The organism is Pseudomonas kitaguniensis, from assembly GCF_009296165.1.
In the GTDB taxonomy this organism is placed as follows: domain Bacteria; phylum Pseudomonadota; class Gammaproteobacteria; order Pseudomonadales; family Pseudomonadaceae; genus Aquipseudomonas; species Aquipseudomonas kitaguniensis.
On record NZ_VUAZ01000042.1, the window covers coordinates 1 to 23100 of the forward strand.

General features: G+C 59.1%; 27 protein-coding genes and 1 pseudogene. 11 read left to right on the plus strand and 17 right to left on the minus strand.

The features are described 5' to 3' along the window. Positions 1 to 388 precede the first annotated feature (388 nt). The 10 genes from hisC to F0169_RS08145 all read right to left on the minus strand — a co-directional run bounded on the left by hisC (position 389) and on the right by F0169_RS08145 (position 8317). Positions 389 to 1441, minus strand: a complete 1053-nt coding sequence (gene hisC, locus F0169_RS08100) for a histidinol-phosphate transaminase (RefSeq protein ID WP_152746208.1) — start codon at positions 1439 to 1441, stop codon at positions 389 to 391. A 1-nt stretch (position 1442) separates the two neighbouring features. Beyond that, the gene (gene hisD, locus F0169_RS08105) at positions 1443 to 2765 is read right to left on the minus strand and encodes a histidinol dehydrogenase (protein ID WP_058414312.1); all 1323 of its coding nucleotides are present in this window, start codon (positions 2763 to 2765) and stop codon (positions 1443 to 1445) included. A gap of 129 nt (positions 2766 to 2894) precedes the next feature. Further along, the gene (gene hisG / locus F0169_RS08110; protein ID WP_027604802.1) at positions 2895 to 3530 is read right to left on the minus strand and encodes an ATP phosphoribosyltransferase; all 636 of its coding nucleotides are present in this window, start codon (positions 3528 to 3530) and stop codon (positions 2895 to 2897) included. A 91-nt stretch (positions 3531 to 3621) separates the two neighbouring features. Continuing rightward, positions 3622 to 4887, minus strand: coding sequence for a UDP-N-acetylglucosamine 1-carboxyvinyltransferase (murA, locus tag F0169_RS08115; protein WP_058414313.1), 1266 nt, complete (start codon positions 4885 to 4887; stop codon positions 3622 to 3624). Between the two features lie 23 nt (positions 4888 to 4910). Then, positions 4911 to 5165: a BolA family protein gene (locus F0169_RS08120; protein ID WP_058414314.1), complete on the minus strand. Its 255-nt coding sequence runs from the start codon at positions 5163 to 5165 to the stop codon at positions 4911 to 4913. A 114-nt stretch (positions 5166 to 5279) separates the two neighbouring features. Further along, the gene (locus tag F0169_RS08125; RefSeq protein ID WP_058414315.1) at positions 5280 to 5585 is read right to left on the minus strand and encodes an STAS domain-containing protein; all 306 of its coding nucleotides are present in this window, start codon (positions 5583 to 5585) and stop codon (positions 5280 to 5282) included. Then, positions 5582 to 6232, minus strand: coding sequence for an MlaC/ttg2D family ABC transporter substrate-binding protein (locus F0169_RS08130; protein WP_058414316.1), 651 nt, complete (start codon positions 6230 to 6232; stop codon positions 5582 to 5584). Before F0169_RS08130 ends, F0169_RS08125 begins: the two co-directional genes overlap by 4 nt. 11 nt (positions 6233 to 6243) lie before the next feature. After that, positions 6244 to 6711, minus strand: coding sequence for an outer membrane lipid asymmetry maintenance protein MlaD (gene mlaD, locus F0169_RS08135; RefSeq protein ID WP_058414317.1), 468 nt, complete (start codon positions 6709 to 6711; stop codon positions 6244 to 6246). After that, complete coding sequence (mlaE, locus tag F0169_RS08140) at positions 6711 to 7508, minus strand: lipid asymmetry maintenance ABC transporter permease subunit MlaE (RefSeq protein ID WP_058414318.1); 798 nt, start codon at positions 7506 to 7508, stop codon at positions 6711 to 6713. Before mlaE ends, mlaD begins: the two co-directional genes overlap by 1 nt. Then, on the minus strand, positions 7508 to 8317 hold the full coding sequence (locus F0169_RS08145; RefSeq protein WP_058414319.1) for an ATP-binding cassette domain-containing protein: 810 nt from the start codon (positions 8315 to 8317) through the stop codon (positions 7508 to 7510). The genes mlaE and F0169_RS08145 overlap by 1 nt, the downstream gene beginning before the upstream one ends. 296 nt (positions 8318 to 8613) lie before the next feature. Between F0169_RS08145 and F0169_RS08150 the strand changes: the two genes are divergently transcribed. From F0169_RS08150 to F0169_RS08195, 10 genes are all read left to right on the plus strand, one after another. Continuing rightward, positions 8614 to 9588 (plus strand): KpsF/GutQ family sugar-phosphate isomerase, encoded by a 975-nt coding sequence (locus tag F0169_RS08150; protein ID WP_058414320.1) that lies wholly within the window; start codon positions 8614 to 8616, stop codon positions 9586 to 9588. Continuing rightward, positions 9589 to 10113, plus strand: a complete 525-nt coding sequence (locus F0169_RS08155; protein WP_058414321.1) for a KdsC family phosphatase — start codon at positions 9589 to 9591, stop codon at positions 10111 to 10113. Between the two features lie 8 nt (positions 10114 to 10121). Next, positions 10122 to 10694 carry an LPS export ABC transporter periplasmic protein LptC gene (lptC, locus tag F0169_RS08160; RefSeq protein WP_058414322.1) on the plus strand — a complete coding sequence of 191 codons (573 nt, stop codon included), beginning with the start codon at positions 10122 to 10124 and terminating at the stop codon, positions 10692 to 10694. Continuing rightward, positions 10681 to 11253 (plus strand): lipopolysaccharide transport periplasmic protein LptA, encoded by a 573-nt coding sequence (lptA, locus tag F0169_RS08165; protein WP_058414323.1) that lies wholly within the window; start codon positions 10681 to 10683, stop codon positions 11251 to 11253. The genes lptC and lptA overlap by 14 nt, the downstream gene beginning before the upstream one ends. After that, a complete protein-coding gene (gene lptB / locus F0169_RS08170) occupies positions 11253 to 11978 on the plus strand; it encodes an LPS export ABC transporter ATP-binding protein (RefSeq protein ID WP_004372092.1) in 726 nt (241 codons plus the stop codon). The genes lptA and lptB overlap by 1 nt, the downstream gene beginning before the upstream one ends. A 184-nt stretch (positions 11979 to 12162) precedes the next feature. Beyond that, positions 12163 to 13656 carry an RNA polymerase factor sigma-54 gene (locus tag F0169_RS08175; protein ID WP_058414324.1) on the plus strand — a complete coding sequence of 498 codons (1494 nt, stop codon included), beginning with the start codon at positions 12163 to 12165 and terminating at the stop codon, positions 13654 to 13656. A 75-nt stretch (positions 13657 to 13731) separates the two neighbouring features. After that, the gene (gene hpf, locus F0169_RS08180; RefSeq protein ID WP_058414325.1) at positions 13732 to 14037 is read left to right on the plus strand and encodes a ribosome hibernation-promoting factor, HPF/YfiA family; all 306 of its coding nucleotides are present in this window, start codon (positions 13732 to 13734) and stop codon (positions 14035 to 14037) included. 10 nt (positions 14038 to 14047) lie between these two features. Continuing rightward, on the plus strand, positions 14048 to 14512 hold the full coding sequence (gene ptsN / locus F0169_RS08185) for a PTS IIA-like nitrogen regulatory protein PtsN (protein WP_058414326.1): 465 nt from the start codon (positions 14048 to 14050) through the stop codon (positions 14510 to 14512). Between the two features lie 2 nt (positions 14513 to 14514). Then, on the plus strand, positions 14515 to 15372 hold the full coding sequence (gene rapZ, locus F0169_RS08190) for an RNase adapter RapZ (protein WP_058414327.1): 858 nt from the start codon (positions 14515 to 14517) through the stop codon (positions 15370 to 15372). Positions 15373 to 15388: 16 nt separating this feature from the next. After that, positions 15389 to 15661: an HPr family phosphocarrier protein gene (locus F0169_RS08195; RefSeq protein WP_058414328.1), complete on the plus strand. Its 273-nt coding sequence runs from the start codon at positions 15389 to 15391 to the stop codon at positions 15659 to 15661. A gap of 37 nt (positions 15662 to 15698) precedes the next feature. Here the strand turns inward: F0169_RS08195 and F0169_RS08200 are convergent, their stop codons facing one another. The 6 genes from F0169_RS08200 to pmbA form a co-directional block, all read right to left on the minus strand. After that, positions 15699 to 16592 (minus strand): ZIP family metal transporter, encoded by an 894-nt coding sequence (locus F0169_RS08200; RefSeq protein ID WP_152746209.1) that lies wholly within the window; start codon positions 16590 to 16592, stop codon positions 15699 to 15701. 31 nt (positions 16593 to 16623) lie between these two features. Further along, positions 16624 to 17235: a superoxide dismutase gene (locus F0169_RS08205; RefSeq protein WP_058414330.1), complete on the minus strand. Its 612-nt coding sequence runs from the start codon at positions 17233 to 17235 to the stop codon at positions 16624 to 16626. A 1-nt stretch (position 17236) separates the two neighbouring features. Further along, positions 17237 to 17680, minus strand: a complete 444-nt coding sequence (locus tag F0169_RS08210; protein WP_152746210.1) for a hypothetical protein — start codon at positions 17678 to 17680, stop codon at positions 17237 to 17239. 27 nt (positions 17681 to 17707) lie between these two features. After that, positions 17708 to 19084: a class II fumarate hydratase gene (locus tag F0169_RS08215; protein ID WP_152746211.1), complete on the minus strand. Its 1377-nt coding sequence runs from the start codon at positions 19082 to 19084 to the stop codon at positions 17708 to 17710. Continuing rightward, entirely contained in the window at positions 19077 to 19472 is a 396-nt protein-coding gene (locus F0169_RS08220; RefSeq protein WP_152746212.1) for a FagA protein, read from the minus strand. Before F0169_RS08220 ends, F0169_RS08215 begins: the two co-directional genes overlap by 8 nt. 148 nt (positions 19473 to 19620) lie before the next feature. After that, positions 19621 to 20967, minus strand: coding sequence for a metalloprotease PmbA (gene pmbA / locus F0169_RS08225; protein ID WP_122250493.1), 1347 nt, complete (start codon positions 20965 to 20967; stop codon positions 19621 to 19623). Positions 20968 to 21075: 108 nt separating this feature from the next. On the opposite strand from pmbA, the gene yjgA reads away from it, so the two are divergent. After that, on the plus strand, positions 21076 to 21597 hold the full coding sequence (yjgA, locus tag F0169_RS08230; protein ID WP_058414335.1) for a ribosome biogenesis factor YjgA: 522 nt from the start codon (positions 21076 to 21078) through the stop codon (positions 21595 to 21597). 45 nt (positions 21598 to 21642) lie between these two features. Here yjgA and tldD read toward each other — a convergent pair. Then, positions 21643 to 23084 (minus strand): annotated as a pseudogene (gene tldD, locus F0169_RS08235) (metalloprotease TldD). Between the last annotated feature and the right edge of the window lie 16 nt (positions 23085 to 23100).

The window sequence follows — 23100 nt, forward strand, 5'->3', positions numbered from 1 at the left end:
CTTGCTCCCAGGCGGCGGTCAGTCAAACTCATGTATCAACTGTAAAACTGCTATCGGGACAAGCCCTCCCACAAAAAGCAAAAAAAGCAGATCTGCCGTGTATGCAAAACCCGCCCTTGATCTGCTTCAACCACTCAGGTCGGCTTTCAGGCCGCCGTGTCTCTTGCTTCTTGTATCTTTGTGATCTTGATCTAAGAAGCGCCCCGTTAACAGATGGCGCACGCAGGCTTGAATCCGTGGGTAACCCGGCAGGAAACCGATATAAGCCATCACCCAAATAACGGATATATACCCAACCTGAACAACACCCCGAGCCAGTCCGATGCGCGACAGCGCCACATCAAAGATGCAGCAGCACCTCCCATATTTTTTACAGCTTCAGTGTGGCTTAGAGCTCGCCCAAGCCATCAATCAGCGCTTGGTTCTGATCCGGCGTGCCGATGCTGATGCGCAGGAACTGCGCAATCCGCGCCTGCTTGAAGTGCCGCACGATCACACCTTGCTCGCGCAGCTTTGCCGCAAGGCCGGCCGCGTCGTGTTGCGGGTGGCGCGCGAAGATGAAGTTGGCCGCTGACGGCAACACCTCAAAACCTTTAGCTTCGAGTTGGGCAACCACCAGGTTACGGCTATCAATCACCTGCTGGCAGGTTTTCTCGAAGTACTCACGGTCCTCAAACGCCGCCGCCGCGCCAACAATCGCCAGGCGATCCAGCGGGTAGGAGTTGAAGCTGTTCTTGACCCGCTCCAGCGCTTCGATCAGGTCCGGGTGGCCCACGGCCAGGCCCACGCGCAAACCGGCCAGGGAGCGCGATTTGGACAGGGTTTGAGTCACCAGCAGGTTCGGGTAGCGGTGCACCAGGCTAATGGCCGTTTCGCCGCCGAAGTCTATATAGGCTTCATCGACCACCACCACCGAATCCGGGCTGGCCTTGAGGATCTGCTCCACTGCGTCCAATGCCAGCACGCAGCCGGTGGGCGCGTTAGGGTTGGGGAAGATGATCCCGCCGTTGGGCCTGGCGTAGTCCGCTGCACGAATCTGGAACTGCTCATCCAGCGGCACGGGGTCGGACGTGATGCCGTAGAGGCCGCAGTAAACCGGATAGAAGCTGTAGCTGATGTCCGGGAACAGCAGCGGCAAGTCGTGTTGGAACAGGCCGTGGAAGATGTGCGCCAACACTTCATCGGAACCGTTGCCGAGGAACACGTTGCCTGCGTCGATCGCGTAATACTTGGCCACCGCCTGCTTGAGCAGGTCGCTGTTGGGGTCCGGGTACAGGCGCAAGTTGTCATTCAGCTCGGCCTGCATCGCGGCCAACGCCTTGGGCGATGGGCCGTAGGGGTTTTCGTTGGTGTTGAGCTTGACCAGCTTGGCCAGCTTGGGTTGCTCGCCGGGTACGTAAGGCACGAGGTCCTTGACGAAGGGGCTCCAGAATTTGCTCATCTCAGTTACCTTTTTCGTCGAGGATACGGTACTCAGCGCTACGTGCGTGGGCGCTCAAGGATTCACCACGGGCCAGCACCGAGGCGGTTTTGCCCAGCTCGGAAGCGCCCTGCGGCGAGCAAAAGATGATCGACGAACGCTTCTGGAAGTCATACACCCCAAGCGGCGACGAGAAGCGCGCGGTGCCGGAGGTCGGCAGCACGTGGTTCGGCCCGGCGCAGTAATCGCCCAGCGCTTCGCTGGTGTGGCGGCCCATGAAGATCGCGCCTGCGTGACGAATCGACGGCAGCCAGGTTTGCGGGTCCGCCACCGACAGTTCCAGGTGCTCAGGGGCAATACGGTTGGCCACTTCGATGGCCTGGTGCATGTCGCGCACCAGAATCAGCGCGCCACGGCCATTGATCGACTTTTCGATGATCTCGGCACGCTCCATGGTTGGCAGCAGCTTATCAATGCTGGCGGCGACCTTGTCGAGGAACTCGGCATCCGGGCTGACCAGAATCGCCTGGGCGTCTTCGTCGTGCTCGGCCTGGGAGAACAGGTCCATGGCGATCCAGTCCGGGTCGGTCTGGCCGTCACACACCACGAGGATTTCCGAAGGCCCGGCGATCATATCGATACCCACCTGGCCAAACACATGGCGCTTGGCGGTGGCGACGTAGATGTTGCCGGGGCCGACCACCTTATCGACCTTCGGCACGCTTTCGGTGCCGTAGGCCAAGGCCGCAACCGCTTGGGCGCCGCCGATGGTGAACACGCGGTCGACACCTGCAATGCACGCAGCCGCCAGGACCAGCTCGTTGATTTCACCGCGCGGGGTCGGCACCACCATGACCACTTCGGTCACGCCTGCCACTTTGGCCGGTATCGCGTTCATCAGCACCGACGACGGGTAAGACGCTTTGCCACCCGGCACGTATAGACCGGCGCGGTCCAGCGGCGTGACCTTTTGGCCGAGCACGGTGCCGTCGGCCTCGGTGTAGCTCCACGAGTCCTGCTTTTGCTTTTCGTGGTAGCTGCGCACGCGTGTCGCCGCGACTTCCAAGGCTTCGCGCTGCGGCGCGGTGATGCGCGTCAGGGCCAACTCCAGGCGCTCGCGCGGCAGGATCAGGTCCGACATCGACGCCACGTCGAGGCCATCGAACTGGCGCGTGAAGTCCACCAGCGCCGCGTCACCGCGCTCGCGCACGGCTTTGATGATGTCGAGTACTCGCTGGTTGACCGAGTCGTCGGACACGCTTTCCCAGCTCAGCAGATGATCCAGATGCTTGGCGAAATCCGGGTCGGCAGCGTTGAGTCGGGCAATTGCAGTGGACGTGGTCATAGCGAGGGCCTCATAGGATTGGCAAAAAATGCTCAGGCGCCGAACGTTAGCAGCCGATCCGCTTGGGCACCTGAGAATTCTGGCTATGAGGCGGATAGACGGGCGCAGCCTTTCAGCTACGCGGGTGAGTCAGCCGCGGTGTCGAGACTCCACTGCCTGGCGCAGGGTGTCGATCAATGCCTGGATACGCGCGTGTTGCATCTTCATCGAGGCTTTGTTGACGATCAGGCGGGAGCTGATGTCAGCAATAAAATCTTGCGGCTCAAGACCGTTGGCACGCAGCGTGTTACCGGTGTCGACCACGTCGATGATCTTGTCAGCCAAGCCAATCAGTGGCGCCAGCTCCATCGAGCCGTAGAGCTTGATGATGTCGACCTGACGGCCTTGTTCGGCATAGTAGCGCTTGGCGACGTTGACGAACTTGGTTGCCACGCGCAGGCGGCCTTTGGGCTCGACGTCACCGACACGGCCGGCGGTCATCAGCTTGCACAGGGCGATACGCAGGTCGAGGGGCTCATACAGACCCTGGCCACCGTATTCCATCAGCACGTCTTTGCCGGCGACGCCGAGGTCGGCCGCGCCATGTTCAACGTAAGTCGGCACGTCGGTAGCCCGTACGATCAGCAGGCGAACGTCATCCTGGGTCGTGGGGATGATCAGCTTGCGGCTTTTGTCCGGATTCTCGGTCGGCACGATGCCCGCTTCAGCCAGAAGCGGCAAAGTGTCGTCAAGGATGCGGCCCTTGGACAGTGCGATGGTCAACATGGAAAACGTCAGTCCTTCAACAGGCTATTACTGTCCTGTGGCGAGCGGGTTTGCCCGCTCGCCACGGTAGTGGTGTTCGCAGCGCCTGGGACTAGCCCGGAACGCGACGGATTTTGGCGCCGAGCATCTGCAGTTTTTCTTCGATGCATTCGTAACCACGGTCGATGTGGTAAATGCGGTCGATCAGCGTGTCACCGTCAGCGCACAATGCCGAAATGACCAGGCTGGCCGAGGCACGCAGGTCGGTAGCCATCACTGGCGCGCCCTTGAGCTTGTCGATACCGGTGACGATGGCAGTGTTGCCTTCGACCTGGATCTTGGCGCCCATGCGGTGCAGTTCGTAGACGTGCATGAAGCGGTTTTCGAAGATGGTCTCGATCACGGCACCGGTGCCTTCAGCAATGGCGTTCAAGGAAATGAACTGCGCCTGCATGTCGGTCGGGAACGCCGGGTACGGAGCGGTACGCACATTAACGGCTTTTGGCCGCTTGCCGTGCATGTTCAGCTCGATCCAGTCATCACCGGTGGTGATTTCAGCACCGGCTTCCTTGAGCTTTTCCAACACCGCTTCAAGGATGGTCGGATCAGTGTCCTTGACCTTGACGCGGCCACCGGTAACGGCAGCAGCCACCAGGTAGGTGCCGGTCTCGATACGGTCCGGCATCACTTTGTAGGTGGCCGAGTGCAGGCGTTTGACACCTTCAATGGTGATGGTGTCGGTGCCGGCGCCAGTGATGTTGGCACCCATGGCGATCAGGAAGTTAGCCAGGTCGACCACTTCCGGCTCGCGCGCGGCGTTTTGCAACACGCTGCGGCCGTTGGCCAGGGCAGCCGCCATCATGATGTTCTCGGTACCGGTCACGCTGACGGTATCAAAGAAGAAGTTCGCACCGCGCAAGCCGCCTTCCGGCGCCTTGGCCTTGATGTAGCCGCCTTCGACGTCGATGGTCGCGCCCATGGCTTCAAGGCCACGGATGTGCAGGTCGACCGGACGTGAACCGATGGCGCAACCGCCAGGCAGAGCGACTTCGGCTTCACCGAAACGGGCAACCATTGGGCCTAGTACCAGGATCGACGCACGCATGGTTTTAACCAATTCGTACGGGGCGATCAGGGTTTTAATCGTGCGCGGGTCGATTTCGACGGACAGTTTTTCGTCGATCACCGGCTCAATGCCCATGCGACCGAACAGCTCGATCATGGTGGTGATGTCGTGCAGGTGCGGCAGGTTGGCCACGGTGACCGGGCCATCGCACAGCAGGGTCGCCGCCAGAATCGGCAGGGCAGAGTTTTTCGCACCGGAAATGCGAATCTCGCCATCTAGGCGGGCACCGCCGGTAATAATCAATTTATCCATAAGAATCTCGACGCCTTGGGGGCTCAGGTGCGCTCGGCCCAGGCCGCGCGGCTGAAAAATTTCATAGTGACCGCGTGGATGCTGCCATCGGTGATCCACGGGTTCAAATGGGCATAGATCTGCTGTTGACGCTTGACCGGGCTCAGTGCCGCCAGTTCATCGCTAATCACGTTCAGCTGGAAGTTGCAGCCTTCGCCTTCAACTTCAACCTGCACTTGTGAAGAAAGGTTTTCCGGCAGCTTTTCTTCAAGGAAACTCTTAACTTCGTAGGCCTGCATGCTCAACCTCTATCGGCGCCCAGTGCGCACGGGTCGCACATCATACAAAAAAGCCCCGCGCCTGCGAACCCCGCATAGCAGGACTCTGACGGGGGGCTTTCTTGATAATGGCTATTAAGGGTGTGCCAACAGCTCGGTCAGACCGGAAACCTTGGCTATTTCACGCATGTCTTCGGGCATCGCACGGATGCTCAGCGGTTTGTCGGCCGCTTGCGCATCACGCATGAAGCACAACAACAACGACAAACCAACGCTGCTGGATTTGGTTACCGCCGAGCAATCTACCACCAGCGCGGGCGCGGTGCTGCTATCGATCAGCGCTTGGCCCTGCTTGCGCAGGTCAGGCCCGGTGCGGTAATCGAGCACGCCACTGAGGAACAACTCGCCGGCGTCGCCAAGACGAACAGCCGACTCGGTCATTGCGCAGGCTTCCCGGCAGCTTGTTTGTCGGTTTCTTCTTTGGCTTTGGCGACTTCACCGGCCCAACCATTGATGGTCTTGTCCAGGTCGTTGCCATTGCGCTGCATAGCGTCAGCGAACTGATCACGGAACAACTTGCCGATGTTGATGCCGTTGATGATCACGTTACGCAGCTTCCACTCGCCCTTGACCTTCTCGAGCGTGTATTGCACAGGGTAAACAGCGCCGTTGGTGCCTTTGACGGTCATGTTGACGCTGGTGCGATCACCCGACTCATCACCGGCTGGAGCAACGGTAATACCCTGGTTGTTGTATTCAAGCAGGGCGTTGCCGTAGAACTGGAACAGGCCCTTTTTGAAGTTTTCCTGGAAGGTCTGCATCTGCGCAGGCGTAGCCTTGCGCGAATACTTGACCGTCATGATGCTGCGGGAAATGCCTTCGGCATCGACCACCGGGCCAACAATCGTATTCAACGCTTCGTAGAACTTGGTAGGGTCTTGCTTGTACTGCTCTTTGTTGGCCGTCAAGTCAGCCAACATCCTGTTGGTCGTGTCCTGCACCAGATCGTGCGCAGAACCCGCCGCGTTGGCCATCATCGGCAGTGCTGCCAGCAGCACCAGCAGGCCACGTCGCAAGGTAGAGATCATGAACAGATTCCTCATTTGGCGTCTTTATTGACCGTATTGAGCAGGAATTTACCAATCAAGTCTTCAAGCACCAGCGACGACTGTGTGTCGTGGATTGTCGAACCATCCTTGAGCAGGTCTGTTTCCCCACCCACGCTGATGCCGATGTACTTTTCGCCCAGCAAACCCGCGGTGAGAATAGATGCAGTGGAGTCGGTCGGCAGGTTATCTACCTTCTTGTCCAATTGCATGGTGACTCGGCCGGTGAAGCTGTCGCGATCCAGATCGATTGCCGTGACCTTGCCGATGGTTACACCGGCCATGGTCACTTTAGCTCTGACAGTCAAACCGGCGATATTGTCGAAGTACGCATAAAGTTTATAAGTGTCGGCCGTAGGGCTGGCCGAAAGGCCGCTGACCCGCAGGGCCAGCAACAGTAAAGCCAGGATGCCAGCCAGCAAGAAAAGGCCGACACCGATTTCAACAGTGCGGTTTTGCATCAGAAATCTCCAAACATCAAGGCAGTCAAAATGAAGTCAAGGCCCAGTACCGCCAACGAGGCGTATACAACGGTCTTGGTGGTGGCGCGACTGATCCCTTCCGAAGTGGGCTCACAGTCATAGCCTTGAAATACGGCGATCCAGGTGACGACAAAAGCGAAAACGATGCTTTTTATGATGCCGTTGAGCACGTCGCCGCTGAAGGTCACACTGTTTTGCATGTTGCCCCAGTAAGAGCCGTCATAGACGCCCAACCAGTCAACCGCGACCCAGGAACCGCCCCAAATACCGACCACGCTGAAAATCATCGCCAGCAGCGGCAGGGAAATGAAACCGGCCCACAGGCGTGGGGCAACGATGTACTTGAGCGGGTCCACGCCGATCATCTCAAGGCTGGACAACTGCTCGGTGGACTTCATGTTGCCGATCTCGGCGGTCAGTGCAGAACCTGCACGCCCGGCAAACAGCAACGCGGTCACCACCGGGCCGAGTTCGCGCAACAGCGTCAGCGCAACCATCTGCCCCACCGCCTGCTCCGAACCGTAGCTTGCGAGAATATTGAAGCCCTGCAACGCCAGCACCATGCCGATGAAAATCCCGGAGACCACGATGATCACCAGGGACATCACGCCTACCGAGTGCAGCTGTTTGAGCAACAGGCCGAAACCGCCGCCGATGCCGCCACGGCCAAGCAATGCGTGAAACAGGAAAATCGTCGAACGCCCCAGCACTCCGACAATGTCGATACCGGAGCGACCAAAAAGGCGAACCTTTTCGAGTAAAGATGTTTTGCGCATCAGCGCTTCCCCAGAAGATCTGAGCGGTAGTCCGCTGCCGGAAAATGAAAAGGCACCGGGCCGTCGGGATCGCCGGTCATGAATTGGCGAATACGCGGGTTGTCGGCGTTCATCAGCTCTTCAGGCGTGCCCTGCCCCAACACTTGACCATCGCCGACTACATAAAGGTAGTCAGCGATGCTCGCGGTCTCGGCCAAATCGTGAGAAACCACGATGCTGGTGATTCCAAGCGCATCGTTGAGCAGGCGGATCAGGCGCACCAAAACGCCCATGGCGATCGGGTCCTGACCTACAAACGGCTCGTCGTACATGAGGATCTGCGGGTCGAGAGCAATGGCTCGCGCCAGCGCAACACGGCGCTTCATGCCACCGGACAATTCATCGGGCATCAAGTCGACGGCACCACGAAGCCCCACGGCCTGCAGTTTCAGCAACACAATGTCACGAATCATCTCGTCCGACAGCTGGGTGTGCACCCGCAGTGGGAACGCTACGTTTTCGAACACATCGAGGTCGGTGAACAGCGCGCCACTCTGGAACAACACGCCCATGTGCTTGCGCGCATCGAACAGATCACTGCGCGAAAGCTTCGGCAGGTTCTGACCGTTGACCCACACTTCGCCGGCGCTGGGCCGCAGTTGCATGCCCATCAGGCGCAACAGGGTGGTCTTACCGCAACCGGAAGGCCCCATAATGCCCGTGACCTTGCCGCGGGGAATGCGAATATCGACGTTATTGAAGATGCTGCGCGTCCCGCGCTTGAAGGTAAGGCCCTTCAGCTCGACCGCGTAGGCGTTATCGGCACTCATCTAATCTCCTTGGGATGCAGCCTTTCACTCAGACACCACGGTTGCGACTTTCGTTTGCACGAACGCGTAATATTTAGCTACATGATGTTGGCGGACCGAACTGGCGGCGAACTATATCACCGCTGACAGGAAGCCCCCAAGGCCGGAACAGCGCTCGTTCAGATTAAGGACAGGCAAAAAACGCTGCTGAGTACGAATCTCGGCACCTGCCGAATAAAGCCTGACGAACTTGCGTGAGGGAATTGATCATTACCGCTATAATCGCCGCCTTTTCGTCAGGCTATACGATTTCAGACATGAGCCAATCCAGCGAGCTTGTTCAATCCGCACAACGCACTATCCGCCTCGAGCTTGAAGCCGTAGAGGGTTTACTGGCCCATATCGACGCGGACTTCGTACGCGCCTGCGAAATGATTCTGGCCAGCAAAGGCCGTGTCGTCGTGCTCGGCATGGGTAAATCCGGCCACGTCGGCAACAAGATCGCCGCCACACTGGCAAGCACCGGCACCACGGCTTTTTTTGTGCACCCGGCCGAAGCCAGCCACGGCGACATGGGCATGATCACCAAGGATGACATCATCCTGGCGTTGTCGAACTCCGGCACTACCAACGAAATCGTGACCCTGCTGCCGCTGATCAAACGCTTGGGCATCAAAATGATCAGCGTCACCGGCAACCCGGAGTCCACGCTGGCCAAGGCCGCCGAAGTGAACCTGAACGTGCATGTGGCACATGAAGCCTGCCCGCTGAACCTGGCGCCAACCTCCTCGACGACGGCTGCGCTGGTCATGGGCGATGCGTTGGCCGTGGCACTGCTGGAAGCTCGCGGCTTTACCGCTGAAGACTTTGCGTTTTCGCACCCTGGCGGCGCCTTGGGCCGTCGCCTGCTGCTGAAAGTTGAAAACGTCATGCATTCGGGTGACGAATTGCCCCACGTGCAGCGTGGCACCTTGCTCAAGGACGCGCTGATGGAAATGACCCGCAAGGGCCTCGGCATGACCGTGATCCTGGAAGCCGACGGGCGCCTGGCCGGGGTGTTCACCGACGGTGACCTGCGCCGCACGCTGGACCGCACTATTGATATTCACACGGCAACCATTGATGCGGTGATGACGCCACACGGCAAGACCGCCCGCCCCGAGATGCTTGCAGCCGAAGCGCTGAAGATCATGGAAGACCACAAGATTGGCGCACTGGTGGTGGTCAATAGCGACGACCGCCCGATCGGCGCCCTGAACATGCACGACTTGCTGCGTGCGGGAGTGATGTAAATGACCAGCGACCTGCTGCAACGCGGTAAAAACATCAAACTGGCGATTTTCGACGTCGACGGCGTGCTGACCGATGGCCGCCTGTACTTTCTCGAAGACGGCAGCGAATTCAAGACGTTTAATACCCTCGACGGCCAAGGCATCAAAATGTTGATGGCGGCCGGCGTGCAAACAGCGATTATCAGCGGTCGAAAAACACCGGTTGTGGAACGCCGCGCACAAAACCTCGGGATTCCTCACCTGTATCAGGGCCGCGAGGATAAACTGGTGGTTCTGGACGAGCTTCTTGGCCAACTCAACCTAAGCTATGAGCAGGTCGCCTACCTGGGTGACGACCTGCCCGACCTGCCGGTGATTCGCCGGGTGGGTCTGGGCATGGCCGTCGCGAATGCTGCGGCTTTTGTGCGTGAACATGCGCATGGCATTACCAGCGCACGAGGCGGTGAAGGTGCAGCCCGCGAGTTCTGCGAGTTGATCCTGCGCGCCCAAGGCAGTCTTGAAGCGGCCCACGCCGCCTACCTATAGAGCGTTTTATGCTGAGCAAAAAGATTCGCAACTTCCTGTTATTCGGAGTGATCGCCGCGCTGTTCCTGGCGGTGGGCTACTGGAATATCAGCCCGGAGCGCTTCCTCGACAAGCCTGTTGCACAGGTGGATGAAGGCGCTATCGACTATTACGCGACCAACGCCTACAGCGTGCAGTTCTTGCCAGACGGCAAGGTGCAGTACGAAATGACCTCGGACAAAGTCGAGCATTTGAAGGCCTCCGAAGTCACCTTGCTGACCAACCCGGACCTGAACCTTTACCGTGGCACCGAATTTCCGTGGCACGTCACCAGCAAGCGTGGCGAGGTCAACCCGGATGGTACGCAGGTAGAATTGATCGACTCGGTACGCGTTGCGCGCACTGACGACCAGAACCGCGACACCATCATTACCAGCAGTCGCATGACCGTTTTCCCACAACAGCAATATGCGCAGACCGAGCAAGACGTTAGAATCGACGGCGCTGGCGGTGTATCGACTGGCAAGGGAATGAAAGCGTATTTGAAAGAAAGCAGGATACACCTGCTATCGAACGTAAGAGGACAGTATGAGGCTCGTTAAAACTCTCCCTATTTTGCTCAGTCTGGGCGCAGCACTGGGAAGCGTGAGCGCCTGGGCTCTGCCGAACGATAGCGAGCAACCGATCCACATTCAGGCTGACGATGCTCAGCTGGATGACAAACAAGGCGTGGCCACCTACACCGGCGGCGTGATCATCACCCAAGGTTCGATGAAAATCACTGGCAATACAGTGACGCTCACGCGTACCCCGGCGGGCGAGATCGACGTGGTAACGTCGGTGGGCAACCTTGCCTACTTCGAACAGAAGCAGGCCGCCGCAGACCCTGCCCCGATGAAGGGCTACGGCAGGACCATCCAGTATCACGCCCAGCAAAATCGCATCATTCTGATCGATCAAGCGCGTGTCGTGAGCAGCGATGGCAACACCACCGACGGTGAAAAAATCACCTACGACACGGTGAAACAGATCGCTCAGGCGGGTCGTGCGACCGGCGCGAAAATCGGTACGCCGAAACCGCGTATCGACATGGTTATCCAGCCGAAGCAGAAAGACGCCGCCGCCCCTGCGCCTAAACCCGCTGCGAAGAAGGCCAATTAATGGCAACCCTGAAAGCCCAGCATTTGGCCAAGGCCTATAAAAGCCGCCAGGTCGTGCGCGATGTCAGCCTGTCGATCGACAGCGGCCAGATCGTCGGCCTGCTCGGCCCCAACGGTGCAGGCAAGACTACTTGCTTCTACATGATTGTAGGGCTGGTCCAGGCGGATCAAGGCCGCGTATTGATCGACGACCTGGACGTAAGCCACCAGCCGATGCACGGTCGTGCGCGCGCAGGTATCGGCTATCTGCCCCAGGAAGCGTCGATCTTCCGCAAACTGTCGGTCGCCGATAACATCATGGCGATCCTTGAGACCCGCAAGGAACTCGACCGTGACGGCCGCCGCCAGGAACTGGAAAGCCTGCTGCAGGAGTTCCACATCAACCATATTCGCGACAACCTCGGCATGAGCTTGTCGGGTGGTGAGCGTCGCCGTGTAGAAATCGCCCGTGCGCTGGCCACTGCGCCGAAATTTATCCTGCTGGACGAACCGTTTGCCGGCGTTGACCCTATCTCGGTTGGCGACATCAAGCAGATCATCCATCACCTCAAGGCCAAGGGCATCGGTGTACTAATCACCGACCACAACGTGCGTGAGACCCTGGATATTTGTGAAACAGCTTATATCGTCAACGATGGCCAGCTGATTGCCGAAGGCGACTCAGCCACCATCCTGGCCAACGAACTGGTCAAGGAAGTTTACCTGGGCCACGAGTTCCGCCTGTAAGTACGGTGGTGTCCGGCCTTGCGCCTGGGTGCGCGGGAGTCAATAAAAAGCTCGATTTTTTTATTGTTACCGCGCTCTAGGCAAAGCACTGGATATCAGGCATATAATTTGCTTATGTTTGGCGCTCACGCGCCCTGTCGTGGATGGCGCATTGCGCCGGCGAATAAGGTGTTAAGCCCCTGCCATGAAACCATCGCTAGTCCTGAGAATGGGCCAGCAGCTGACGATGACACCGCAGCTGCAACAGGCCATCCGCCTGCTCCAATTGTCGACCCTGGACCTGCAACAGGAAATCCAGGAGGCCCTGGAGTCCAATCCGATGCTCGAACGCCAGGAAGAAGGCGACGACTTCGATAATGCAGACCCGCTGGCCGATAACATCGAGCAAAAACCCAACGCTGATGTTCAGGAACCCTCCTACCAGGAAACCGCCCCTACGGTGGATAACCTTGAGGACGGCGAATGGAATGAACGCATTCCCAACGAACTCCCCGTGGACACTGCGTGGGAAGACGTTTACCAGACCAGCGCCAGCAGCCTGCCGAGCAACGATGATGACGAGTGGGACTTCACCACCCGTACGTCTGTTGGCGAGAGCTTGCAGAGCCACTTGCTCTGGCAACTGAACCTGGCACCGATGTCGGATACCGATCGCCTGATCGCGGTGACGCTGATCGACTGCATCAACAATCAGGGCTACCTGGACGAAAGCCTTGAGGAAATTCTTGAGGCCTTCGACCCGGAACTGGACATTGAGCTGGACGAAATCGAAGCCGTCCTGCACCGCATCCAACAGTTCGAGCCTGCCGGTATCGGCGCGCGCACGCTCAGCGAGTGCTTATTGCTGCAACTGCGCCAACTGCCTGCCAAAACCGCTTGGCTGGCTGAAGCCCAGCGCCTGGTAACCGACTACATCGACCTGCTGGGCAGCCGCGATTACAGCCAACTGATGCGCCGCATGAAGCTAAAGGAAGACGACCTGCGCCAGGTCATCGAGTTGGTGCAGAGCCTCAACCCGCGCCCGGGCTCACAGATCGAGTCCAGTGAAGCTGAATATGTGGTTCCCGATGTAATCGTGCGCAAAGACAACGAGCGCTGGCTGGTGGAGCTGAACCAGGAGTCGGTGCCACGCCTGCGGGTCAACCCGCAATATGCTGGTTTTGTGCGCCGCGCCGACACCAGCGCCGACAACACCTTCATGCGCAACCAGTTGCAGGAAGCGCGCTGGTTCATCAAGAGCCTGCAAAGCCGCAACGAAACCCTGATGAAAGTGGCTACCCAGATCGTCGAGCACCAGCGCGGCTTCCTGGAATATGGCGACGAGGCGATGAAACCCTTGGTACTGCACGACATCGCCGAAGCGGTGGGCATGCACGAATCAACGATTTCGCGGGTTACCACGCAAAAATTCATGCATACCCCTCGCGGTATTTATGAGTTGAAATACTTTTTCTCAAGCCACGTCAGCACCTCCGAAGGCGGTGAATGCTCGTCCACGGCGATCCGCGCGATCATCAAAAAACTGGTTGCCGCGGAAAATCAGAAAAAGCCATTGAGTGACAGTAAGATCGCTGGTTTACTGGAGGCACAAGGCATTCAGGTCGCCCGTCGAACCGTCGCCAAATACCGCGAGTCCCTTGGGATCGCGCCTTCCAGCGAGCGTAAACGTTTGATGTGACGGGCGGGCCACAGCGTTCCAGTGGCAGGCATTTCTGCCTGTCGCTTTATGCACTGGCAACGAAGGAGAAGCTGTATGCAAGTCAACATCAGTGGACACCAACTGGAAGTCACCAAGCCCCTGCGTGAGTACACCGAGAGCAAGCTGAACAAGCTTGCGGGGCATTATGACAAGATCACCAACGTGCAGGTCATCATGGAGGTCGACAAGCTCAAGCAGAAAATCGAGGCCACCCTGCACATACCGAATGCCAAGGTCGTCGCCAATGCGGAACATGACGACATGTACGCGGCGATTGACTCGCTCTACGACAAGCTGGACCGCCAACTCATAAAGCATAAGGAAAAGAATCTGCACCTGATGCAAGGTACAGGTCGTTAACTCTCCCCCCATGATCCGACTTGAAACCATCCTGACCCCCGGCCGTTCCCTCGTGAACGTGCCGGGCGGCAGTAAAAAGAAAGCCCTCGAAGAAATTGCCAAACTGATCAGCCGCGAAGTGCCTGATCTGGATGAGCAAGTTGTTTACGAGTCGCTGATTGCCCGTGAAAAACTCGGATCGACCGGTTTTGGTAACGGCATCGCCATCCCGCACTGCCGCCTGCCAGGCTGTGAATCGCCTGTCAGCGCCCTGCTGCACATGGAAAAACCCATCGATTTCGACGCCATCGACGGTGCGCCGGTCGACCTGCTGTTCGTTCTGCTGGTCCCGCAAGCCGCTACCGATGCACACCTGGAGCTGCTCCGGCAGATCGCCAGCATGCTGGACCGCAAGGAAGTACGCGACAAACTGCGCAGTGCCAGTAGCAACGAGGCGCTCTATCAGGTTGTCCTGGACGAACAAAACGGGCAGTAATCATGCGCTTGATCATCGTCAGCGGCCGTTCCGGCTCGGGTAAAAGTACCGCCCTCAACGTTCTTGAGGACAGCGGCTTCTATTGCATCGATAACTTGCCGGCCGGCCTGCTGCCGGAACTGGCGGAACGCGCGCTGATTCACACCGAACTGGCGCAACCGTTGGTTGCCGTGTCGATTGACGCGCGTAACCTGCCCAGCCATCTGGTGCGCTTCCCGCAATTGCTTGAGGAAGTGCGCGCCAAGCATATTCATTGCGATGTGCTGTACCTGGATGCCGATGAAGAAACGCTGCTCAAGCGCTTCTCCGAGACACGCAGGCGGCACCCCCTCAGCAGCGCCAACCGCTCGTTGGCCGAAGCTATTGAGGACGAGACCAACCTGCTCGGGCCGATCATTGACCTCGCCGACCTCAAGATCAACACCACAGGCCTGAACCTCTATCAGTTGCGTGATGCGATCAAGCTGCGGCTGTTGAATCAACCGGAGCCTGGTACGGCATTTCTGGTTGAGTCTTTTGGCTTCAAGCGCGGCATGCCGGTGGATGCCGACCTGGTGTTTGATGTGCGCTGCCTGCCCAACCCTTACTGGAAGCCAGAGCTGCGTGAACAGTCCGGGCTGGATAAGCCCGTGGCCGATTACCTGGCTGCGCAACCGGATGTCGAAGAGATGTATCAGGACATCTCCAGTTACCTGCTCAAATGGCTGCCGCGCTTTGCCGCGAGTAATCGCGCCTACGTGACCATTGCCATCGGTTGCACCGGCGGCCACCATCGCTCCGTCTACCTGACCGAACGGTTGGGCCAGGTGCTGCAACAAACCCTCAAGAACGTCCAGGTTCGCCACCGCGACCTTAGCTGAAAGGAACACCTGCGCGATGCCCGCTCTGGAAATTGAAATCATCAACAAACTGGGCCTGCATGCCCGCGCTTCGGCAAAATTCGTCGGTGTTGCCGGGCAATTCCCCTGCCAGATCCGCGCCGGGCGCACGCCGGAAACCATGGTCGACGGCAAAAGCATCATGGCGATGATGATGTTGGCCGCCGGCAAAGGCACCAGGATTCACCTGAAGACCGAAGGCGAGCAAGAACAGGAAGCCATGGACGCACTGGTGGCGCTGATCAATAACTTCTTTGATGAGGGTGAGTAAACTCACCCACCGAGGCAGGTACGAGGCCGCAATGGCCTCAGCCCAATGCGGTATCCATCACCATCATCAAGCAAAACCCGATGCACAAGCCAAGGCTGGCGAGCTTTTCGTGGCCATTACGCCGCGATTCGGGGATCACTTCATGGGTGACCACCAACAGCATCGCGCCCGCGGCCAACGCCAGCCCCAAGGGCAGCAATACTTCGGCCAAGCTCACCAGCCAAGCGCACAGCACGGCAAACACCGGCTCGACAAGGCCTGACGCGGCACCGATCAAAAATGCCTTGGCGCGCGACATGCCTGCCCCCGCCAACACCAGCGCAATCACCAAGCCCTCTGGCACATCCTGCAGGGCTATGCCCATGGCCAAGCTGTCGGCATCCGGCATGCCCCCGCCTGCGGAAACGCCCACCGCCATGCCTTCCGGGATGTTATGGGCAATGATCGCAAACACGAACAGCCAGATGCGCGGGGGAATCACCGGTTTACCCGGCGCGCCCACCAACATCTCCGGGCTGGCGCCGGACACTTTGCGGTCGACCAAATACAGCCCGAATGCCCCGAGCATGATGCCAAGGCTGATCAAACCACTCGCGCCCCAAGGCGACAAGCCGAGGCTTTCAGCGGCGGCAATGCCCGGCACGATCAGCGAAAAGGCCGTCGCCGCCAACATCACTCCGGCACCAAAGCCCAACAGGGTATCGCTCAGCGCCACCGGCATACGACGAATAACCAATACCGGCAGTGCACCGAGCGCCGTGCCAAGCGCGCAGATCGCCCCGCCCTGCAAGGCACGCAGTATGCGTGGCTCCAAGCCGAGCCAGGCTATTGCGTTGGCCACCAGCAATGCAGTACCTGCCAATAGCAGCAGCGAGCCAAACGCATAACGAAACATTCGCACGCTGCTGATCGCCAGTGTTTCAGTGCCCATAGTCGGCCTTAGGTCGTGTTGGAGGGAAAAGTCAGGCCAAGGCGGCTTCATAGCGGGCGGCGACTTCTGGCCAATTGATAACGCTGTAGAACGCGTTGATGTATTCCGGGCGACGGTTCTGGTAAAGCAAGTAATAGGCATGTTCCCACACGTCCAGGCCGAGGATCGGCGTGTTGCCGTTCATCAAAGGGCTGTCCTGATTACCACTGCTTTCTACTACCAGGGTCTTTTGTGGGGTGACGCTGAGCCAAGCCCAGCCGCTGCCGAAACGCGTTAACGCGGCCTTGGTGAAGGCCTCTTTGAACCGCTCGAAACCGCCCAACTGCGCCTCTATCGCCTGGCCCAATTCGCCCTCGGGTTTGCCGCCGCCGGTGGGTGACATCACCGCCCAGAACAGAGAATGGTTAGCGTGGCCGCCGCCTTGGTTGATGACTGCGGCGCGCAGCGTTTGCGGCAATTGCTGAACGCTGGCCACCAGCTTCTCGACCGGCCAGCCGGCAAATTCGGTGCCCTCGACCGCTGCATTGAGGTTATTGATGTAGGTCTGGTGATGTTTGGTGTAGTGAATTTCCATGGTCTGCGCATCGATATGCGGTTCCAGGGCGTCGTAGGCGTAAGGCAAGGCAGGCAAGGTGTAGGACATATCAATGTGCTCCGTAATAAGGACTGTTGCGAGTCGCCGCACTCGCGTGCGCAGCGGTGCCGCCCAGCAGGCGGTGAGTACGCGGGTACTCACCGTGATCGCTGATAAAATTCAACAGTTCGACGTAGGTCTTGCTGCTCTGGCGCAGCGCCGCCTCGCGCAATTGCGGGCTGAGGCGTGTGTCCTGCAGCGTTTGCAACAAGCGCTGGTGGATGGCGCAAAGGTATTCGGCGCTTTCCTCGGGCTGGTTAAGGCGCAGGTGCAAGTCCGCCAGGTTGTGATGGGAAATGACGCAAGCCGCCACTGCTTCGTCAGCATCCGCCCAGCGTTCGAATAACACCTGAGCCAGGGCCAGGGCTTGCAAATAGGCCTCGCGAGCGTCGACCAACTCGCCCTGCATAAAGCAGCGATTGGCGCGTTCGATCGTGCGTTTCCAGTGCTCCATGGTGAGCCTCCAAAGCAGAGTCGGTAATTACACGCCGCCAGCCGTGAGCTTTTCCGGGTCCAGCAGGATTTCCAGTTGGCTACGGGGCAAGTCGGTGTGTTCGAGGGCGACATCAATCACCGGTCGACCTTGCTGATAGGCCTTCTTGGCGATTTCAGCGGCTTTTTGGTAACCAATGATCGGGTTGAGTGCAGTGACCAGAATCGGGTTGCGAGACAGCGCTTCCTTGAGCTTGGCCTCATTGACCTTGAAGCTCGCGATGGCTTTGTCGGCCAGCAAACGGCTGGCGTTGGCCAGCAGTTCGAGGCTGCTGAGCAGGTTCTGGGCGATGATCGGCAACATCACGTTCAATTCGAAATTGCCGGACTGACCCGCCACCGTAATCACCGTGTCATTGCCGATAACTTGCGCAGCGACCATCGCGGTGGCTTCCGGTATCACCGGGTTGACCTTGCCGGGCATGATCGACGAACCAGGCTGCAGGGCTTCCAACTCGATTTCACCGAGGCCTGCGAGCGGGCCGGAATTCATCCAGCGCAGGTCGTTGGCGATTTTCATCAGCGAGACGGCGGTGGCCTTCAATTGGCCGGACACCGCTACGGCGGTGTCTTGGGAGCCGATCAACGCGAACAGATTTTTGCCTGGCGTGAAGTTAACGCCGGTCAGGCTGCTCAGTTGCTGACTGAAGCGCGCGGCAAATTCTGGGTGTGCGTTGATCCCGGTCCCCACGGCGGTGCCGCCCTGAGCCAGGGCCTGCAAGCTCGGCAGCAAGTCCTGCAAATGGCCGATATTGGCCTTGAGCTGTTGCGCCCAGCCATTCAGCACCTGGCTCATGCGCACCGGCATGGCATCCATCAGGTGGGTGCGGCCGGTCTTGATGAACGGGTGAACTTCTTCAGCCTTGCGCTCGATCACCTGCACCAGGTGCAGCAGAGCCGGCAACGTTTGTTCATGCACAACCAACGCTGCGCTGACGTGAATGGTGGTCGGGATAATGTCGTTGCTGCTCTGGCCGCAGTTTACGTGGTCATTGGGGTTGACCGCCTCGCCCAGCAAACGGCTGGCCAGGGTCGCAATCACTTCGTTGGCGTTCATGTTGGAACTGGTGCCGGAGCCAGTCTGGAAGATGTCGATCGGGAAATGCGGCATGTAATCGCCTTCCAACAAGCCTTGGGCGGCATCGACAATGGCTTTGCCCTGCGCCGCGCTGATCTGTTGCAGGTCGACGTTGACCTTGGCGGCTGCCACCTTGGCCAGGATCAGGGCGCGGATGAATTGCGCCGGCATGCGCTGGTGGCTGATCGGGAAGTTGTTCACCGCGCGCTGCGTCTGGGCGCCATACAGGGCCTCGGCAGGCACTTGCAGTTCGCCCATGCTGTCGCGTTCGATACGGGTGTTACTCATCGTTAGATCCTTGCACCAGGTCAGAAACGGAAAGGGAAGGCAGCAATTGGCAGGTCGCCAATTGCCAGGCAAAAGCCTGCCAGCGCTTGAGGCGGCAGGCACAGTGGGAGAGTTTTTCGAGGTCGCGCAATGGGCGCCACGCCTGGTCCAGGCACAGGGATCGCCACTGCCAGGGCAAGGCGATATCGCTGGCGGTGTCGAGCAGCAGTCGGAATGAGGTTTCGGCAATCGTCCACGGGTGCGTTGCGCTGCAGCACGCCAGGTATCGCCCCTCATTGAGGTAATGCTCGATCAGGCGCGGCTCATCCGGGGCAAGGCCACAGCGAATCTGACGACTCATCCAGCGCCAGCTTTCCTGGTACGGATCCTCATGCAGGACAGAACTCATGATCCACACTCATTCGGTAATGATATTTATTATTAAATGATATTGAGAATCAAAACAAGAGTGGCATGTTAATCCACGTGTGACACAGGCACAAAAAAAGGCGCGCCATCGGTTGGATGGCGCGCCTTTTTAGCGAAGCGTCGGAGGGTTAGCTGCCGGCGACGGTCATTCGCTCGATCAGCACAGAGCCCGTGCGAATATTACTGCGCAGCTCCAGGTCGTTACCCACGGCAACGATCTGCTTGAACATGTCGCGCATGTTGCCGGCGATGGTCACTTCCTGGACGGCGAACTGAATCTCGCCGTTTTCTACCCAAAAACCTGCGGCGCCGCGTGAGTAATCACCGGTTACCATATTCAGGCCATGGCCCATCAGCTCGGTCACCAGCAGGCCACGGCCCATACGCCGCAACAGCGCCGCCTGGTCTTCGTCACCATGCGTTACAAACAGGTTATGCACGCCACCTGAGTTGGCGGTGCTTGGCAGGCCGAGTTTACGACCGGAATAAGTGCCCAGGATGTAGGACACCAACTCGCCCTTCTCGACGAACGGCTTGGCATAAGTCGCCAGGCCATCACCGTCGAACGACGAACTGCCCATGGCGCGCATCAGGTGCGGACGCTCATCAATGGTCAGCCATTCGGGAAACAGCGTCTGGCCGAGTGCGCCTTCAAGGAACGACGATTTACGGTACAAATTGCCACCGGAAATCGCGCTGAGGAAACTGCCGAACAAGCCGCCCGCCAGTTCGGCCGAAAACAGCACTGGCACTTCACAGGTCGGCACCGGGCGCGCGCCCAAGCGGCTCGCCGCACGTTGCGCGGCACGCTGGCCAATGCTGGCCGGGTCTGCCAGCAACTCACCCTTGCGATTAACGTCATACCAGTAGTCACGCTGCATCTGACCGTCGGCTTCGGCGATCATCACGCAGCTCAAGCTATGGCGAGTGGAGGCGTAACCGCCGATAAAACCGTGGCTGTTGCCGTACACACGGCAGCCCTGATGGGTACTCAAGGTGGTGCCATCGGCATTCTTGATGCGCGCATCAGCGTCGAACGCCGCCGCTTCACAGGTCAACGCCTGCTCAATGGCTTGCTCGGGCGTGATGTCCCAGGCGTGAAACAGATCAAAATCTTTCAAGTCCTTGGCCATCAGCGCCTTGTCGGCCAGCCCCGAGCTTTCATCTTCCGAGGTGTGCTTGGCAATCGCCAACGCCGCGGCGACGGTCTCGCGAATCGCTTCCGGGCCGCTTGCCGAGGTGCTGGCCGAGCCTTTGCGCTGGCCGACGTACAAGGTGATACCAAACCCCTGGTCACGGTTGAACTCGACGGTTTCCACTTCTCGCTGGCGCACCGACGTCGACAGCCCCTGCTCCAGCGACACCGCCACTTCACAGGCACTGGCGCCCTGGCGCTTGGCCTCGGCAAGGATCTGCTCGACTTGTTCCTGCAGTGCCGGTAACGCTTGCGGACCGACGCTTTGGGCTGCACTCATGGTTTTCTCCACTCAAATTCTGCTTTCGGTTAAGGCCATCGAGCGACCGGGCCGGACAAGCGGCCCCCGACTGGTTATCATGGCGGCGTTTCTTTGCGGACTGCCACCATGGTTGATTCTTACGACGACTCCCTCGATGGGGAGAAAAGCAAAACCCAAGTCAAACGCGAGCTGCATGCTCTGGTTGACCTTGGCGAGCGCCTTACAACGCTCAAGCCGGATTTGGTTGCAAAACTGCCTTTGACCGACGAAATGCGTCGGGCGCTGGCGGATGCGCCCAAGCACACCGCGAATATCGCGCGTAAACGGCACATCATGTTTATCGGCAAATTGATGCGCGACCAGGACACTGACGCGATCCTCACATTGCTTGATCAACTGGATGCCTCCACTCGCCAGTACAACGAACGTTTCCATAACCTGGAACGTTGGCGTGACCGCCTGATCTCGGGCGATGACGCGGTGCTGGAGAAGTTCGTACTGGAATATCCGGACGCGGACCGCCAGCAATTGCGCTCCCTGATCCGTCAGGCCCAGCACGAACTGGCGCAAAACAAGGCACCGGCCACCAGCCGTAAAATTTTCAAATACATCCGTGAGCTGGACGAGACTCAACGCGGCCTGCGCTGATCCTCTTCCGCGGGTGGCGGTCTTCGCCACCCGAAGCTCCACGTCTTACGAGCCCGTGCCACCCACGGTGATCGCATCAATTTTCAAGGTTGGCTGGCCGACACCCACCGGCAACGACTGCCCGTCTTTCCCGCAGGTGCCCACGCCGCTGTCCAGCGACAGGTCATTACCGACCATCGACACCTTGCTCATGGCTTCCGGCCCGTTACCAATCAACGTTGCCCCTTTGACCGGCGCGGTAATCTTGCCGTCTTCGATCAGGTACGCCTCGCTGGTGGAGAACACGAATTTGCCGCTGGTGATGTCCACTTGGCCGCCGCCAAGGTTGGCGCAATAAATACCGCGTTTTACCGAAGCGATGATTTCCGCCGGGTCGCTTTCGCCACCGAGCATGTAGGTGTTGGTCATGCGCGGCATCGGCAAGTGCGCGTAGGACTCGCGCCGGCCGTTACCGGTGCGCGCAACGCCCATCAGGCGCGCGTTGAGCTTGTCTTGCATGTAGCCTTTGAGCACGCCGTTTTCGATCAGGGTGGTGCACTCGGTCGGCGTGCCTTCGTCGTCGACGCTCAGCGAGCCACGGCGACCGGCCAAGGTGCCGTCATCGACAATCGTGCACAGCTTGGACGCGACCATTTCGCCCATGCGCCCGCTGTAGGCCGAACTGCCTTTACGGTTGAAATCGCCTTCCAGGCCATGGCCCACCGCTTCGTGGAGCAACACGCCGGACCAACCCGAACCCAGCACCACCGGCAATGTGCCCGCCGGTGCCGGAATCGCTTCCAGGTTGACCAGCGCCTGACGCAGTGCTTCACGGGCATAACCCATGGCACGGTCTTCGGCGAGGAAATAACGGTAGTCGGTACGCCCGCCACCGCCGTGGCCGCCGCGCTCGCGGCGACCATTCTGCTCGACGATCACACTGACATTAAAGCGCACCAGCGGCCGTACATCCGCCGCCAGCCCGCCGTCGGTGGAGGCCACCAGAATGCGCTCCCACACACCGGCCATGCTCACGGTCACTTGCTGGATACGCGGGTCGAGGGCGCGGGTGGCCGCATCGATTCGTTTGAGCAAATCGACTTTTTCCGCACGGCTGATCACTTCCAGCGGGTTATCCGGTGCGTACAACTGCGCCACGTCCTGGGTGCTGAACGCCTGCACCGTGCCATGTTGACCGCGCGGGAAATCGAGCGCGCGGCACGCGCGGCCAGCCCCAAGGCCTCCAGCGTGATTGCGTTGCTGTAGGCAAAACCGGTTTTTTCACCGGACTGCGCACGCACGCCTACACCTTGGTCAAGGTTGAAGCTGCCTTCCTTGACGATGCCGTCTTCGAGGGCCCACGACTCGGAAATCTGCCCCTGAAAATACAGGTCGGCCGCGTCGATGCCTGGCCCGGCCAGATCGCCGAGCACGGTTTGCAAGCTTTCGATGGTCACGCCACCGGGTGCCAGGAGGTGTTCACTGACTGAGGACAACAACTCGCTCATAGGTTTGGCCTTAAAT